Here is a 15,572-nt window from a genome sequence, read left to right on the forward strand (position 1 = left end):
CAGCAACAACTATTAGTAGCTAATTACCATAAGGACTTATTTTTGAAATTTGCTATTTTTTAGAAAGTGTGTTAATTTAAGAAAGACCTATTTTTGTTTGGCTTGAGATTAAGAATAAATTTTGTTTTTCGTCTAAGGTATTTGAGCAAGGGTAGTAACATATGTGTGGGTATCCACACTAGGAGGCAACAATTATGGAACAAGGTAAAGTAAAATGGTTTAATGCAGAAAAAGGTTTTGGATTCATCGAGCGTGAAGGTGGAGAAGACGTATTCGTACATTTCTCAGCTATCCAAATCGACGGTTACAAATCTTTAGACGAAGGACAAAGTGTAACGTTTGAAGTAGAACAAGGACAACGTGGCCTACAAGCTACTAATGTTCAAAAAGCTTAATATTAGCTGATGAAAGACTCTCTTGTAGGGTCTTTTTTTATTTTGTTACAATATTCCAAATACAACTTTTTTAAGGGGATTTGGGGTGCTTAACTTTTAATGAAAAAGAAATAAGCAATAATTAAATTTTAAACCTAGTCATTGCTTTATCCATTGCATCTTGGTTAACACCTATATAACGTAACGTGACCTTCTCTGACGAGTGATTGAATATCTCCATGAGTAATGCTATGTTTTTTGTTTGCATGTACATATGGTACCCGTACGTCTTTCTTAGGGTATGCGTTCCGATTTCATCTAATCCAAACTCTGCCGCTGCTCCACTTAATATCTTATATGCCATGCTACGACCGATTGGACGATTTCTACCTTGTCTACTTTTCAATAGGTACTCATTATCTTCCCTTTCTTTGATAAACCATTTAAGCTCTCTTTTCAGTGCTGCAGTAATTTGTATTCGCTTCTGTTTCCCTGTTTTCTTTTCCCGCATAGATATATGACTATCTTTGACATCTCCTACTTTCAATTTCAAAATGTCCGAGATTCTCAATCCTGTATTAATACCCATAATGAAGAGAATGTAATTACGTAAGCTCTTTTCCTTAAAATACTCTTTTAACTGCTGTATTTGCTCTGGGTCACGTATTGGTTGAACAAAATTCATTATTCATTACCTCCACTTTCTTCTGCCTCATATACTTCTAATCTAAGAGCAAAAGCTAATTTATAAAAAGCATTAGATTTATTCCGTCTATACGTACGCTCACTCATACCAATTTCGTTATAAATCATGTAATCAAAGACTTCTTCATCTTCTAAATATCGTTTTACAATAATATCCCTTTGGTTTTTACTAAAACGACTTAACGCCTTATCAATTTGAAAAGATAAACGTTGTAGTTTCACTTCTCTTTCACTCATAGCAACATTTGCTAAAGCAATATCTTCAGCTGGCTTCCCTACTATATTTGTCGGACCGTGATATCTTACCTCGCTAGATGCTGTAACCTTCATCTCATGTCTAATCATCCCAAATTGTCTATAAATACGAACATTTTCAAGAATCTCTTCTAAACGAGTCTGCGTTGCTTTGCGATCAATTTTAGGTAAGAAAGTTAATTGCGTCATATATAAAAACACCCCTTATATATTTTATTAATAAAAACAAGAAAGCGGACACCAAACTACAGAGCAATATCACTAATGCTCTTATAGTTCGATGTCCGCTGGTTCTTCCAGTAGGACTAAATGTGTAATTTGGATTATTATATCATTTTCTCATATTTTAGTAACCTTTTATTAGAAAAGGATTATTTTGTTGAGTTTTATTAAATAAACCAGTCTCTTAATACATCTAAGAGACTGAAAAAATTCACACTAGTGGCCCTTTATATGGAATACGTGGCATATTAATGAAGTCATACGTCACAATATCTTCTATATTTGCCAGATAGGCATGTAAGCTTTCAATTAACATAAGATTAGGTATACTTTCTTTTTCTTTTATCAAAATAATAGGCTTTTGGAATGCATATGCGTAACCAAGTTCAAAAGCCGTGCCACTATCTACACATCCATTCACAAAATCATGAATTGCCACTACTACATCCGCTCTTCTTAAATATTTTAAATCGTTATGAAAAACTACAGTTCTCCACTCCATAGATCCAAAAGTTAAATGTTCATGTTGATAAAATCTAGCTGAAAAAATATCTGCAACAAAAGGATTGTTACCAAGCGCATTTTCTAGTCTCTTTATCCTGTTAAGTTGTTCATCATTAAAAAATGGACCTGCTATAAATACCCTAACTACCCTGGCATTCTTTTTTTTCATACCACCTATACCTCCTTTCTCCCTTATAAACTTTAAATATTCCGTGTATTACATAGATATTATCGTTTATTTAAAAATTATGAATATCTATCCCTTGAATAAAACTCAATATTCCGTCAATAATGTAGACACATGGTTATCTTTCTCCGATTTCCTTATTTGAGCAGTTAGCTTTTGCTAGCTGCTCTTTTGCATTTAGTTAAAAATAAGTTTTAGGTCTTATTCCGTTTCTACATCATATACTTTTAACCTAAACATCCAGCTCAAAGTGTTACCTCCTATCTTAAAGAGCACTTATGCATGGTGCTCTTTTTTATTTTCTTTCATTTCCGCATAACATTTTCAAACCTGTTCATACTATTTTTGCAACTTAAAGTTACAAACTATTTCTGTAAGCGCAGCGTTTCTTTTGTACAACAAGCAGTTAGTTTTATTAACTAGCTGCTTTGTTGTGCAAAAGAAAGATCTGCACATGTATTAAGAACATACATAAAATATCATGTGGTATTCTTTTTCAATTTTAGTTTTGGTCATGGAGCGCCTTAAAAAGCGCTCTTTATATTTGCAAATAACCATTTCGTTCAAACATACACACGATTTATATAAACTAAGCATATATTTACATAGACAAGACATAGCTTTTACTTTACATGCACAATTTTTGTGCATGTTTTTTATATAACAAAATAACTATTTTGTTATATTCCTTGCACTTTTAAATGAGACAAGCATATGTTGTAGTATAGTGTTTCATCACTTATTTACACTTCCTTTTTTCAAGAGTACATATTCGATATGTACTCTTTTTGCATCACTATAAAATAACGCTTTTATTTATTTTTTAATACGCTTTCCCCCAAAAAACATGTACTACCCCATCGCCATCAAGTTAAAATTTTATAGATTCCCCAGAACGAAAATTTTAACTTTCTTGTAACACCGAAGCTCTGTTATCGTTTTTGGAATACTTCATAACCTTAGCTTGATAGACATAGGGCGAGACCCCTAATTTAGTAATTTACGTAGTACGTGCCGTAACCAAATCTATTAATCTAACATATTGTATAAAAGTAACTTTAAACCTATAAAAAGTTGCTAAGGAGGTTAATATAAAATGGCATCATTTGAAATTGGAGCAAGATCTCTTTTCAATTTTCGAAACCAACGTTTTTTCTTATTAGTTGAAGATGAAATTACAATTCCAGATAAAGGTGTAGAAATTGATCCAGTTAATATCTATGAAATTGACGAGCAAACGTTCAATTTTATCAGAGATGAAGGAGATACACCTGTAATTGTACCAGTTGATACACTTCCAACTGTACCGCCTGGATTTAAATTAGAACGAAAATGTATTTTCACAGTCGATAACTCATACTTTGTAATATACGATTTAGAAGATGGAACTGATAACAACGTCCTATTAAGAATCAGTGCAGCATTATTTAATTCATTAAGAAATTCTGGTGTTCGTGAATGTTTCCCTCAAATTTTCATTTAAGAACTTAAATTAATTAGACCTCAAATGGAATACTCTTTGAACAATTTAACCCCTCGTAGTTTTCTATAAAGGATTAAATTGTTATGTAAAAAGTTTTTTTAATTATTAGTAGTTTTTAGCGGTTGGGCAGGTACAATTGCTAGTTCAAGTCGAGCCACCTATTTTGGTTAGCTTGATGGGTATGATGTACTACCCACAAGGCGTTTTGCTAGTGTTCCTAATCTAGTAAAACGCCTTTTTACGAATTACATTCCCTATCTCTCTTTCTTAATAAAATTCAAATTTGATTATAATAACTGTGTTTTCCGCTCTTCCATCCGAATTACTTTTCCACTTTGATATACAAATGATTGTTCACCAAATCCACTTTGAGGTGGTTCTATTAGCTGAACCCGACCATTTTTAACGATATATATTCCGTTTATTTTCAAATCTATTTCAGCTGTCATTTCAACAATATTTTCTTTTCTAATTCCCACCAAGATCACTCCCATATGTTATAATTACTTTGTCGAAGTAAGTTGAGAGTAATCTCAGCTTTTTTTATTTGTCTATAGATATTGCACAACATTCTCCGGAACAAATGATTGTTCCAGTGATAGATGGAGCCGAATTGGAATCGGCTTTTTTTCATCCCTTGCTTGCTTACACATTTTTTCTGCCTCTTCCCATACAAATTGTTTATCCTCCACTCGCTTATAACGCCAAATCCCAATTGTGTAATCTTCAAACAACTCATAACGTTCATCAGGCGCTGTCGTTGGTTTTAATTCATCAATCGCTTTGACTTGGCGTGGTATTTGCACAACCACATCTGCATACCGTAATTTTGAATTCAAACGGTGAATATGAGCTTTCTTAGGATCAAATGATACAACTGGCTCCACGTCAAAAATTGTTAATTGCTTTGGCATTGTTTTTTCCCCTCCAATACCTGCAAACTTGCTATTAGAATCCCTTCAAGCTGCGTTAACGTTAATTGATCTAATGTTTGTCCATTAATTTCAGCTAATCCTAAACCCAATAATTTACGAATGATCATTAGTTTTCTACGTTCTACTTCCTGACGTAACAACATGATTAAGCCTCCTGTTGATGATTGAACTTTCTCTCTAAATTTACAAACTTACTAAATTCTTTAATGAATGCTAGTTCAACAACACCAACTGGACCGTCCCTTTGTTTCGCTAAAATAATTTCTGTTATGTTTTTATTTTCTGTCTCGCGGTCATAATAATCTTCACGATATAAGAATGCTATTAAATCCGCATCTTGCTCAATTTGACCATTCTCACGTAAATCTGATAGCAATGGTCTCTTATCTTGTCTACTTTCTACAGCACGACTTAACTGTGATAATGCAACTACACATACATTTAGCTCTCTTGCCATCAGTTTTAACTTACGACTAATCTCACCGATTTCTTGCATGCGGTTCCCTCTATGCTTTGGATCCCCTACAATAAGCTGCAAGTAATCAATTGCAATTAAAACCTTTTTATCAGGGTACTTATGCTTTAATTTCCTAGTTTTAGCGTAAATCTCTTGCATCGTGACATTTGCTTTATCGTAAATTTCTAATGGCAAATCATTAATTAATCCCATCGCTTGACTAATCTTTTCCCAATCCTTTAAATTACATAGCTTCTTAGGATTCTTTAATTTTGTAGCATCTATATTTCCAGTACTTGAGATCATTCTCTTTAGTAGCTGCTCTTCTCCCATCTCTAGTGAAAAGATTCATGTAGCTGTATGAGCACTTGCTGCATGAAAAGCAACGTTTAATACAAATGCTGTTTTCCCCATTGAAGGACGGGCACCGACAATGATTAAATCACCTTCTTGTAACCCTGCTGTCATTCTGTTCAAGTCGTCATAACCAGTTGGTATACCGGTTAAATCTCCTACATCAATTTGCATGTTCTTATACAGATCAACTAGGGTTTCCTTTAAATTAAATTCATCTGAATAACCTGTTTCCTCAATGGCGCTTAATTCATCAATCGAAGTACTAATAGCGCTCATATCTCTTTCTTGCTGAAGACGATTATATAAATTACCAGCAACCTCTTGAGCATGTCTCATTTTCCAAGCTTCAATAACTAAGCCTTCGTGATACGAAAAATTTTTAGTAGTCGTAACAACTTCTGTTAGATTTACAAAGAATTCAATTCCGCCAATTTGATGCATAAAGCTTTCATCGAATTTTCCAATGAGAGCAACAAGATCTACGGGAACCTCAGCATCCTCTAATTCTCTCATTGCCTTGAAAATTACTTGGTGCGTTGGTAAAGAAAACTGTTTTACCTTTAGCTGACAATCTTTAATTAAATCGCCTTCTTGGATTATGCTACCTAAAACACTTTGTTCAGCTTCAACATTACGAATCATATCGTTACTCATTTGGCCAACCACGCATTCTGTTGGTTAAGTACTGCAAGTTCTTCTTCTGTTGGAATGTTCTGCTCCCATGCTTGTTGCTGCTGTATTACGTTTTTAGTAGTTTCCGATAAGCCTTTTTGTTGATAAGGTGCTTGTGTCTGTTGCTGAGCTTTTGTTAATCGCTGAGCACGAAATGCTTTATCAGCTGCCTCAACATCAGTTACTGTTTTAAAGCCTTTAAGATGCCAATCTCTTAAAATCGTATTTACGTAAGACATGTTTCTCGTATTCTTCTCTAAAGCAATCTCCATAGCCTTAATAACTAGCTCTGTATTTAAATCATCTACCCAAGCATAAATACCATCTGCGATAAAAGGTGTAATGAATCCGAAGTTTTGCTCGTAAAAAGAAATTGGATTAACCTCAACAACTTCCTCCGCGCCTGCGCGTTCTTCTTGTTGTTGTTCTTTTTCTTCTTTTTCTTCTTCCTTGCTAGGGTCTTGGAAGCCCCTTATAAGCCCCTCCAAACGGACTGATAAATACTCCTTAATACGAGGAATTTTAAAATCTTGCTCTTTTTCTAATTGCAAACAAGTTTCATAGAAATCAACTAAAAAATCCTGGTCCTTCACAGATTGAATCTCTTTTAAGACACACTTTTCAATGTTTACATTTTTAATTGGATTGAATTTTAACCAGTTGATTAAGAACAGCTCTTTTGTTTTTTGGTTGTAGTTAATTTTTCCGTATTCAGCAAAACGTTCTAATAGCTTCATAACAGTTTCACGATTATATCCTGTATCAGTTTCAATGATACGAAGTGGAAGCTCATAGATTCCTGATTGAGACGTCTTACTGTTTGTCATCAAATATAAGTAGAAATACTTCTCCTCCGGTGTAAGATCTAAAACAAATGAATCCTGCCAAAATGAAACATGTACTGGTCTATAAACTGCCATATTATTCATCCTCCCGTTTACATATCGCGAATCCGTCCTCTACACGTAATAAGCGATAATTCTTGTATCCTATTTTGAGATATTGTTTTACTAAGTAAATTAGGTGTTGCTCTGATGTCGCTTGTTGAAACACTTTAGGGTTCAGCAACACTCTATGTAACGATTTGTCTAAAAGCATGTAGCACACTCCGTTGTTATACGAATGCTAATTTGATATAATTAATCCTAAGATCTTTGCAAGACCGTTTGTCTATCACTCTGCCAAGTGATAGATCTTTTTTATTTTCTACGTGTTACTAACGAAGCGTTAACTCCTCTTGCTCTTAAATCTTTAATCACTACCCGATAACTCATCGATGCCTCATGTTCCTCTTTTGTATCACGAAGCATTTTAAATTCCCTTATACATCGCTCCAGCTCTTCTTCCCAATGATTTGATTCTCCGGTTGATTCTGCATTAAACATGTTATGAATACATTCACTCATACAGTTACGAAGTTTATTCGCAAATGAAAAATCCCCAGGAAGAACTAAATCATGCAGACGATTGTTTTTATCATTCATAAATTACATCTCCTTTCTGGTCATAACGACACGCACAGTACTTTTCTATTTTTTATAAAAATATTAAAAATCTATTATTTCGGTATAAATTAAACTTAATGGAAGAAACTACAAGTTCATTAATTTACCCAAAAAATTAATATAATGATATAATTATTTTGTAAAATATATTGTCAGCTACTGTTGTCTAGGCGGTAGCTTTTTCTTTTGCCCATTTATGTTTCAAAATAAATGACGCTTCGATAATCTTGATTCGAATCCCCAACAATTTCTTCTCTTGCTTTAATTCAACTGTTTTTGAATCTTCATTAAGTAATTCTGCTATTTTAATTTCACCCGTTAGTTTTGCATCATATCGAATTAATTCCTTGTATTCTCTTAAACTCGGTTTCTTATAATCTACTGTCATTTTCCTTCCTCCTTTACAGCACCTTTGTTAAATTCATTAAGCTATCCACCGATTGAATAATAACGTTCTCCGTCATAGCCTTTTGCAACCAACTTCTTTGTATTTGTTCCATAATGCCAAAATGAACTTGTTCAAGGGCTTGTACTACACATTGAGTAGCTTGGATTGTATCGAAGATTTCTTTTGCATGAACTGCATATTCATGTTTCTTCTTTTCATCATGCTTCCATGACCTTGTTGTAACTTGTAGATTCATAATTTCTTTTGCTGCCGCAATTCCCTCTTCAGCTTGCTTAATGTAGTTCATCAATTGTAGATTTACATCTTGAGTTAATCGTGGATCTGTAGGCGGCAACCCAACACCATAAATATGTTTGATTGCTTGTTGATTCAACTTTGCTCCTGTTGCATGACACCAATCCATCGCAAGTTCCAATTCTGGTTTAGAAAGTCCTGATTCAATACGGGTTAATCGTTCATGTGTAATACCCAGGTACTTAGATAACCCTTTCTTTGTTTTCAGCTGAACATTGTCACAACATTCTCTAGCATTCTGTAATAATTCCCCTATTGCTGAATTGCAGTATATGCTTGTTCCCATATCTGTTCGCCTCCATATTTAGTTTTCAAATGGTTACAATGAACTTAGTACATATGTAACTTGTCTACTTTTCGTATAAAAAGAGAGGAACTATTCCTCAACGTTTGCTTTTACTTGTATCTCTTTGATGATGGCCCAACCAGCCTTGTAATATGCTTGACGGATTTTATCAATATCCTTTTGTGATTTTGGCTCAGGAGCCACGACATGGACTTTCGTTTTTCCAAATTCATAAGTCGCCGCATATTCTTCTTGTTGGCTCATAGTGTCACCTCTTGAAGTGCTTTTTATATGTTTATGCGACGGTTCTGTTGGTACTGCCATGTTAGTTGATGGCATTTTCTCACCTACTTTCCACCTTAAAGTATAAGATTCTTGTACTCTTGTACCTCAAATTAAATCCTTTATATCACGACCAAGAATAGTTGCTAATCTGATAGCCTTTTCAAGATTTGGATTACTATAACCATTTTCCCAATTACTTATTGTAGATTTTGTAACTTGCATTCTATTTGCAAGATTTTGTTGGGTTAACTTACTTTTTTTCCTAGCTCTAATTAATTTGATATTTTTGATCACTGTCTCGCTCCTTGTATAAGTATTTTGTACTTTTATTATATGTATAAGATTCTTGTACAAATTTTTACAATCCATCTTTATAAGGTACAATATCTTTGTACTTTTTATTAACGGGAGGTGCTAAAAATGTTGAGACAAAGATTAAAAGAGATGCGTAAAACGCGTAAGCTCACTCAGCAAGGATTAGCCGATAAAGTAAATACCACTAAAGGCACCATTAGTAACTATGAGAATGGTCATAGCACTCCCTCAAACGAAATGCTAAAAGATTTAGCGAATGTTTTAGGAGTAACAACAGATTATTTATTAGGAAGAGAAGATGAATCAAGGATGTCTAATGCACTTCCTGATTTAAACAAAAAAGATACTCGTGATATCGCTCGTGACTTAGAAAAAACTTTAAAAGACTTAGAAAATAGCGAAGATGCTTTAATGTTTGACGGAGAACCAATAGACGAACATACAAAAGAAATGATTCGTATTTCTCTAGAAAACTCTATGCGCATGGCAAAACAATTAGCAAAACAAAAATTCACTCCAAACAAGTATAAAAAAGATTGAACGGAGCGAGAAATGGAAATTAAAGAATACGTACTCAAAATCGTAAAAAAACACGACACAACAAACCCCTTTGAAATTGCTAAACGAAAAAGTATTATAGTGTTGTTCGAAGACCTTGGGAATACTCTTGGTTTTTACAACACTTATAAACGCTTTAAATTCATTCATATTAATAATTAAATTAACGAAACTACTCAACGATTTGTTTGTGCACATGAATTAGGTCATGCTGTACTTCATCCTAAAGCAAATACTCCCTTCTTGCGTAACCAAACCTTCTTTTCAGTGGATCGCTTAGAAATTGAAGCAAATACATTTGCTGTGGAATTGTTACTTACCGATGGAATGATTTCTGCTTATAAGGATACTCGTTTATCTATTCAAGAAGTTGCGGAGATTTATGGGATTCCTGGAGGATTCGCCCGTTTAAAAACCTATATTTGTTAAGAAAGCAGATGCAATTCTATTAACTTATGGAGGATTAATAATGAAAAAGTACCTAGTACCATTTACAGCGCTCTTTTTATCTATTGGACTAGTTGGTTGTGATACTAACAATCCAGTTAAAGAAGACGAACAACACGCACAAGAAGAAACAAAGAGTGCGGAAGAACAACGTCAGGTAGAAGAAAAAATAAAACAAGAAGAACAACAACGTCAAGAAGCTGAAGCCCAACGTCAAACGGAAGAAAATGATTCCAGTAATCAATCAGTACCCAAAATAGAAGGACCCGAATTGGAGCGATTCAAGGAGGAGCAAATAAGAAAACTTCAAGCCGCTGATCCAAAGGAGAAAGAGGAAGCTTTCGATAGGGCAGCAGCCTCTCGCCGTGAACGATTCGAGAGACAAGAAATTGAAAAAATGGATTGCGATACAGCACGTTCTGCTTTATCTCAATTAGAAAAAATGGATGACAATCCGATTGCAAAAAAAACAGGCACTTGATTATCAAGATAAAATAGCGAGGTGCAACAAATCAGGTGATTAAACCACTTGAAAAAAGGTGTTTAGATTTTTTTAATAAAATTAGTGGGCTTATGTTGGATAGAAAGTGAAATAAATAACAGCGATATTATAAAAAATTAGAAACGGACGGATTAAGTCATCTCAATCTAATGCATGTTCATGCCATCATTGATGATAGATCTATCCTATATGAAAAAAGTAAAGCAATTGTAGAAGAATTTTTATCGTAATCTAAAGTTTGCATTAGAATGTGTCCTATTACACTCAAAAGCTATTACTCCATTTTTAAGAAGTAAAACCTTGTTTTCTCTAGATTGATTAGAGATTGAAGCAAATACATTTGCTGTGGAGTTATTACTAACTGATGAAATGGTTTCTGCTTATAAAGATACTCGTTTAACTATTCAAGAAGTTGCAGAGATTTATGAGATTCCGGGTGGATTTGCTCGTTTAAAAATGTGTAAAGGTTATTGCAAGAAAAATTAAATGAAAGAAGGAAATACAATTTGAATTTACCAATTGAAACTCTTATAAAATCAGCCGCTGGAATAGCGGCACTTGGAACAGCGGTTCTTGCCTTGATTACTTATATATTTAATAAAAACCTTAAAATCACAACCATTAATGAAATTGACCAACTATTTTTAGAAAAAATACAACAAAAAAACCTACAAATATGGCGTTTTATTATGGGGGACATACTATTTGTTATTTTCAATATTTCTGTTACATTGCTACTGTACCTTGCTCTTGAAACCTTTCATTTAAATAATGAATGGATTGGTATTATTGGTATTATTGCTTTTTTACTACTAATAATATGGGGATTTTTCTTAATTAGAATTCTTGTATCTGCTTTACGTGCTTCGGAATCGAAAAAAATCGATAAAACAAAATTCGATAATATATTTATGTTCACAGTAGTTAGTGGGATTTTCGTACATAGTATTTTATTTAGCTATTCTTTTTATATAGACCCTAGTATTAAAACTATAATTACAACATTTTTCTTCTTAATTATGCTGTTCCCTTTATATACTATAATAATTAATAAACACAAAATCAAAGTACAACATGAATACTCTGTATCACTAGTAAGTGAAGCGAAAATTAAAACTGAGAAATTAAAACATGGATATATAATCGATAATAAAAGAACTGTTTACTTCTCAGAGTTCTATAAGGATAACGATGTATTCTTTATATGTGATTTCGATTCAAAAGTATTTTTGAAATACAGAAAAATCGTAAACGAAAACAAGATTGAGGATGATACGGATACTGTAACAGCACATTCAAATTAGACTAACAAAAATAGTTTCTTACAGCCCTTTTTGCGGGCTTTTCTTCTAACATAAAAAAGAACATATATTCTTATCCGAAAAGAATAATTCTATATTCATTATTAGAGTTTATAATAGCTATTAAAGGGAGGGGAATTCCTATGAAAACCGCAATCTACCTACGTAAATCCCGTGCTGATCTCGAGGCCGAAGCACGCGGTGAAGGCGAAACTTTAGCAAAACATCGAACTACCCTGCTGAAAATTGCCAAGGAAATGAACTTAAATGTTTTATCTGTTCGTGAGGAAATCGTTTCTGGTGAGAGCTTAGTGAAACGCCCTGAGATGTTAGCGCTACTTGAAGAGATTGAAGATAATAAATATGATGTTGTTCTTTGTATGGATATGGACCGTTTGGGTCGTGGTGGTATGAAAGAGCAAGGAATCATTTTAGAGACGTTTAAACGCTCGAATACGAAGATTATGACACCTAGGAAGACTTATGACCTTAATGATGAGTGGGATGAAGAATACAGCGAATTTGAAGCATTTATGGCACGTAAAGAATTAAAGATTATTACGAGACGTATGCAACGCGGTCGTGTCGCAAGTGTAGAGGCTGGTAATTACCTTGGCACACATGCACCATTCGGATATGATATCCATCGTTTAAATAAGCGAGAACGTACTTTAACAATTAATTCAGAAGAAGCCTCTGTCGTTAGAATGATATTTGATTGGTATGCAAATGAGGATATGGGAGCAAATGCAATTAGGAGCAAGTTAAATGATCTTGGCTACAAAAGTAAGCTAGGTAATGAATGGAACCCCTACAGCATCTTGGATATATTAAAAAACAATGTGTACATCGGAAAAGTAACGTGGCAAAAGCGAAAAGAAGTAAAACGTCCTGACGCTGTGAAACGTAGTTGTGCAAGACAAGATAAATCAGATTGGATTATTGCTGATGGCAAACATGAGCCAATCATACCGGAAAGTTTATTTGAACAAGTACAAGAAAAATTAAACTCAAGATATCACATTCCCTACAATACGAACGGAATAAAAAATCCATTGGCTGGTATTATTAAATGCGCTAAATGTGGTTACAGTATGGTACAACGTTATCCAAAGAATCGAAAAGAAACGATGGACTGTAAACACCGCGGCTGTGAAAACAAATCAAGTTATACTGAATTAATTGAGAAGCGTTTACTCGAGGCATTAAAAGAATGGTACATCAATTATAAAGCTGATTTTGAAAAACATAAGCAAGATGACAAATTAAAAGAAACACAAGTTATTCAAATGAATGAAGCTGCATTACGCAAGCTTGAAAAAGAATTAGTGGATGTCCAAAAACAAAAAAATAATTTACATGATTTATTAGAACGTGGCGTTTACACAGTCGATATGTTTTTAGAACGCTCGAATGTAGTTTCTGACCGTATAACTGAAATTACTTCCACTATGGAAAACTTAAAGAAAGAAATTAAAACCGAAATAAAGAAGGAAAAAGTCAAGAAAGACACAATACCTCAAGTGGAGCATGTTCTTGATCTGTACTTTAAAACAGATGATCCAAAAAAGAAAAACAGCCTCCTAAAGTCAGTTTTAGAAAAGGCTGTTTATAAAAAGGAAAAGTGGCAAAGGCTTGATGATTTCGAACTTGTGCTTTACCCTAAGCTCCCTCAAGATGGCGACATATAAGCGTTTATGCTTTGTCGTCACCTTGTTGGTGTAATTAGATTTACTCCATTAAGCCCTAGAGCATCATTCGTCGAAACAGCCAATACGACAGGCTTGCCATTTCTTAACGTCGCTTTCGCTGCCATTAATACTGGAGAGTCTGTCATTGCATTTGCAAATTTACTCATAGAATTCCCTGTTAGTGGTGCAATTACCATACAATCTAGTGGAATTTTAGGTCCTAGTGGTTCTGCACCAACGATTGAATTAATTGCTTTAAAACCTGTTATTTCTTCAATCTTCTTAATCCACTCTGCTCCTTCTCCAAATCTAGTATTTGTTGATTGAACAGTGTAAGAAACAACAGGACGTACTTCTGCTCCCTCAGCAATTAATTTTTCTAAATGAGGCATTACTTCTTCGTACGTACAATGTGAACCTGTAAATCCGAAACCAATTCGTTTCCCCTTCAAACTCATTTCTTTTCCTCCTCCTTCGCAATTGCATCTGCTGCTAATAACTGAGAAAGAACATTTGCTAAAATTTGCCCAGCCGTTTTTGGGGCAACAATACCTGGTAATCCAGGTGCTAGCAATGCTTTGACTCCTCTTTTTTCCGCATATCTAAAGTCGGTACCGCCTGGTTTAGAAGCTAAATCAATCACTAACGTATGAGCTGGCATTTTTGCAATAACATTCGCTGTTACAACGAGATGCGGAATCGTATTAATTACAATATCGATATTTCCTACTTCTTTCTCTATGTCTTGCATATGAAAAGGAGAAAACATCATTTCTGTAATACGTGCAATATGTTCAGATCGTCTTGCTCCAACTTTGACATGGGCTCCTAATGATTGAAATGCTCTCGCAACACTCATTCCTGTTCTCCCAAATCCTAGAACCATTACATTGGACCCATGAATTGTATAGTCGGTATGTTGAATTACCATCATTAATGTACCTTCTACCGTTGGAATAGAATTGTATATTGCTACATCATCACGATCAAATAATTTAACAAGTTTTCGATTCGTAGTAGATACGAGATTTTCCAAGTAAGGTGTACCAATACCTGAATATATAGTAAAGTGTTCTGGTGTATTTTCAATTTGTTCTTTCGTTATTGAAACTTTTTCATTTGAAAAAATAGTATCTACTTCTCCTTTGGCATTTGTACCGGCAACCGGCAAAATAATTGCGTCTACAGAAGTGAAATCTAAATTTTGTATACTTTCTTTTGCTGCCCCTGTGAAACCATGATCTAACTGATCAAAACCTATCAAAGAAAGTTTCGCATCCAATTCAACTAGCTTACGAATTACTTCTAGCTGCCTTGCATCTCCTCCTATGACAGCAATATGCATCTCAGTCAACATTCCCTAATTCACCTTCTTTTTCTGTCATTTATAAGAAAAGTGCCTACTTTTTCTTTTTCCTCCACATCATATGTAATGTACGAGTTTATGGTGATTGAAAATCCAAATGCACATATGATTTATCAGGTTTCTATGTAGATACAAAAAAAGATGACCAAAATGGCCATCCTTCACTCCGAATTTGAACGATCTATACTATCACAAAGAAGCATATCGTGTCCGACTTTCTTTATTTGACTCCATGCCACTCTTACTTCTTGTGGTTCCTTTTTAAAACCTCCCCACTTCCCTACAGGTATTATAAGTGTTTGTATTTGTCCGTCTTTCTCATTAATCTCTAAATCCATATAACCTAAGGCTCCCATTTTTTCCGCTTTTTCTAAATCTACAACCTCTTTACCGCTTAATTCACTTAATCGCATACTCACTCCACTCCCCTACTAAATTTTTCATTTGCATTGTCTATAATTA

Annotated in this window: 19 protein-coding genes and 5 pseudogenes; 8 read left to right on the plus strand and 16 right to left on the minus strand. The window is 34.2% G+C overall.

Annotated elements, in window-relative coordinates; genetic code table 11:
* Positions 1 to 194: 194 nt before the first annotated feature.
* On the plus strand, positions 195 to 395 hold the full coding sequence (locus HFD78_RS04665; protein ID WP_000434821.1) for a cold-shock protein: 201 nt from the start codon (positions 195 to 197) through the stop codon (positions 393 to 395).
* A 121-nt stretch (positions 396 to 516) separates the two neighbouring features.
* On the opposite strand, the gene HFD78_RS04670 is transcribed toward HFD78_RS04665, so the two are convergent.
* From HFD78_RS04670 to HFD78_RS04680, 3 genes are all read right to left on the minus strand, one after another.
* Complete coding sequence (locus HFD78_RS04670; protein ID WP_001012156.1) at positions 517 to 1,059, minus strand: site-specific integrase; 543 nt, start codon at positions 1,057 to 1,059, stop codon at positions 517 to 519.
* Positions 1,059 to 1,523, minus strand: a complete 465-nt coding sequence (locus tag HFD78_RS04675; protein WP_000192853.1) for an ArpU family phage packaging/lysis transcriptional regulator — start codon at positions 1,521 to 1,523, stop codon at positions 1,059 to 1,061. Before HFD78_RS04675 ends, HFD78_RS04670 begins: the two co-directional genes overlap by 1 nt.
* A gap of 244 nt (positions 1,524 to 1,767) precedes the next feature.
* Complete coding sequence (locus HFD78_RS04680; protein ID WP_000728626.1) at positions 1,768 to 2,229, minus strand: nucleoside 2-deoxyribosyltransferase; 462 nt, start codon at positions 2,227 to 2,229, stop codon at positions 1,768 to 1,770.
* 1,114 nt (positions 2,230 to 3,343) lie between these two features.
* Here HFD78_RS04680 and HFD78_RS04685 point away from each other — a divergent pair.
* Positions 3,344 to 3,730, plus strand: coding sequence for a hypothetical protein (locus HFD78_RS04685; RefSeq protein ID WP_000135754.1), 387 nt, complete (start codon positions 3,344 to 3,346; stop codon positions 3,728 to 3,730).
* A gap of 287 nt (positions 3,731 to 4,017) precedes the next feature.
* Here the strand turns inward: HFD78_RS04685 and HFD78_RS04690 are convergent, their stop codons facing one another.
* The 10 genes and pseudogenes from HFD78_RS04690 to HFD78_RS04735 all read right to left on the minus strand — a co-directional run bounded on the left by HFD78_RS04690 (position 4,018) and on the right by HFD78_RS04735 (position 9,224).
* The gene (locus HFD78_RS04690; RefSeq protein WP_000512843.1) at positions 4,018 to 4,209 is read right to left on the minus strand and encodes a DUF3954 domain-containing protein; all 192 of its coding nucleotides are present in this window, start codon (positions 4,207 to 4,209) and stop codon (positions 4,018 to 4,020) included.
* A gap of 72 nt (positions 4,210 to 4,281) precedes the next feature.
* A complete protein-coding gene (locus HFD78_RS04695) occupies positions 4,282 to 4,644 on the minus strand; it encodes a hypothetical protein (RefSeq protein WP_001125997.1) in 363 nt (120 codons plus the stop codon).
* Positions 4,619 to 4,808: pseudogene (locus HFD78_RS04700) on the minus strand (hypothetical protein). Before HFD78_RS04700 ends, HFD78_RS04695 begins: the two are co-directional and overlap by 26 nt.
* 2 nt (positions 4,809 to 4,810) lie before the next feature.
* Positions 4,811 to 6,133: pseudogene (gene dnaB / locus HFD78_RS04705) on the minus strand (replicative DNA helicase).
* Positions 6,130 to 7,071, minus strand: coding sequence for a DnaD domain-containing protein (locus HFD78_RS04710; RefSeq protein WP_000312135.1), 942 nt, complete (start codon positions 7,069 to 7,071; stop codon positions 6,130 to 6,132). Before HFD78_RS04710 ends, dnaB begins: the two are co-directional and overlap by 4 nt.
* Positions 7,072 to 7,350: 279 nt before the next feature.
* On the minus strand, positions 7,351 to 7,635 hold the full coding sequence (locus HFD78_RS04715) for a hypothetical protein (RefSeq protein ID WP_000998371.1): 285 nt from the start codon (positions 7,633 to 7,635) through the stop codon (positions 7,351 to 7,353).
* Between the two features lie 187 nt (positions 7,636 to 7,822).
* Positions 7,823 to 8,044, minus strand: a complete 222-nt coding sequence (locus HFD78_RS04720) for a hypothetical protein (RefSeq protein ID WP_000215315.1) — start codon at positions 8,042 to 8,044, stop codon at positions 7,823 to 7,825.
* Positions 8,045 to 8,057: 13 nt separating this feature from the next.
* On the minus strand, positions 8,058 to 8,645 hold the full coding sequence (locus HFD78_RS04725) for a transcriptional regulator (protein WP_000537280.1): 588 nt from the start codon (positions 8,643 to 8,645) through the stop codon (positions 8,058 to 8,060).
* Positions 8,646 to 8,735: 90 nt separating this feature from the next.
* A complete protein-coding gene (locus HFD78_RS04730) occupies positions 8,736 to 8,984 on the minus strand; it encodes a hypothetical protein (protein WP_001141266.1) in 249 nt (82 codons plus the stop codon).
* Between the two features lie 51 nt (positions 8,985 to 9,035).
* Positions 9,036 to 9,224 (minus strand): helix-turn-helix transcriptional regulator, encoded by a 189-nt coding sequence (locus HFD78_RS04735; protein WP_000594460.1) that lies wholly within the window; start codon positions 9,222 to 9,224, stop codon positions 9,036 to 9,038.
* Positions 9,225 to 9,350: 126 nt separating this feature from the next.
* Between HFD78_RS04735 and HFD78_RS04740 the strand changes: the two genes are divergently transcribed.
* The 6 genes and pseudogenes from HFD78_RS04740 to HFD78_RS04765 all read left to right on the plus strand — a co-directional run bounded on the left by HFD78_RS04740 (position 9,351) and on the right by HFD78_RS04765 (position 13,744).
* Positions 9,351 to 9,785, plus strand: coding sequence for a helix-turn-helix domain-containing protein (locus HFD78_RS04740; protein ID WP_000946008.1), 435 nt, complete (start codon positions 9,351 to 9,353; stop codon positions 9,783 to 9,785).
* A gap of 12 nt (positions 9,786 to 9,797) precedes the next feature.
* Positions 9,798 to 10,232: pseudogene (locus HFD78_RS04745) on the plus strand (ImmA/IrrE family metallo-endopeptidase).
* A gap of 40 nt (positions 10,233 to 10,272) precedes the next feature.
* Positions 10,273 to 10,731 carry a hypothetical protein gene (locus HFD78_RS04750; protein WP_238797725.1) on the plus strand — a complete coding sequence of 153 codons (459 nt, stop codon included), beginning with the start codon at positions 10,273 to 10,275 and terminating at the stop codon, positions 10,729 to 10,731.
* A 276-nt stretch (positions 10,732 to 11,007) separates the two neighbouring features.
* A pseudogene (locus HFD78_RS04755) lies at positions 11,008 to 11,238 on the plus strand (ImmA/IrrE family metallo-endopeptidase); the annotation flags it as partial.
* A 20-nt stretch (positions 11,239 to 11,258) separates the two neighbouring features.
* Entirely contained in the window at positions 11,259 to 12,056 is a 798-nt protein-coding gene (locus HFD78_RS04760) for a hypothetical protein (RefSeq protein WP_002197071.1), read from the plus strand.
* Between the two features lie 140 nt (positions 12,057 to 12,196).
* Positions 12,197 to 13,744, plus strand: a complete 1,548-nt coding sequence (locus HFD78_RS04765) for a recombinase family protein (RefSeq protein WP_000844792.1) — start codon at positions 12,197 to 12,199, stop codon at positions 13,742 to 13,744.
* A 32-nt stretch (positions 13,745 to 13,776) separates the two neighbouring features.
* On the opposite strand, the pseudogene dpaB reads toward HFD78_RS04765, so the two are convergent.
* The 3 genes and pseudogenes from dpaB to HFD78_RS04780 all read right to left on the minus strand — a co-directional run.
* Positions 13,777 to 14,202: pseudogene (gene dpaB / locus HFD78_RS04770) on the minus strand (dipicolinate synthase subunit B); the annotation flags it as partial.
* Entirely contained in the window at positions 14,199 to 15,101 is a 903-nt protein-coding gene (dpaA, locus tag HFD78_RS04775) for a dipicolinic acid synthetase subunit A (RefSeq protein ID WP_000954735.1), read from the minus strand. The pseudogene dpaB and the gene dpaA, both read right to left, overlap by 4 nt.
* A gap of 170 nt (positions 15,102 to 15,271) precedes the next feature.
* Positions 15,272 to 15,523: a YlmC/YmxH family sporulation protein gene (locus HFD78_RS04780; protein WP_001239760.1), complete on the minus strand. Its 252-nt coding sequence runs from the start codon at positions 15,521 to 15,523 to the stop codon at positions 15,272 to 15,274.
* Positions 15,524 to 15,572 lie beyond the last annotated feature (49 nt).

This window comes from Bacillus sp. EKM501B, from assembly GCF_011800505.1.
GTDB lineage: Bacteria > Bacillota > Bacilli > Bacillales > Bacillaceae_G > Bacillus_A > Bacillus_A cereus.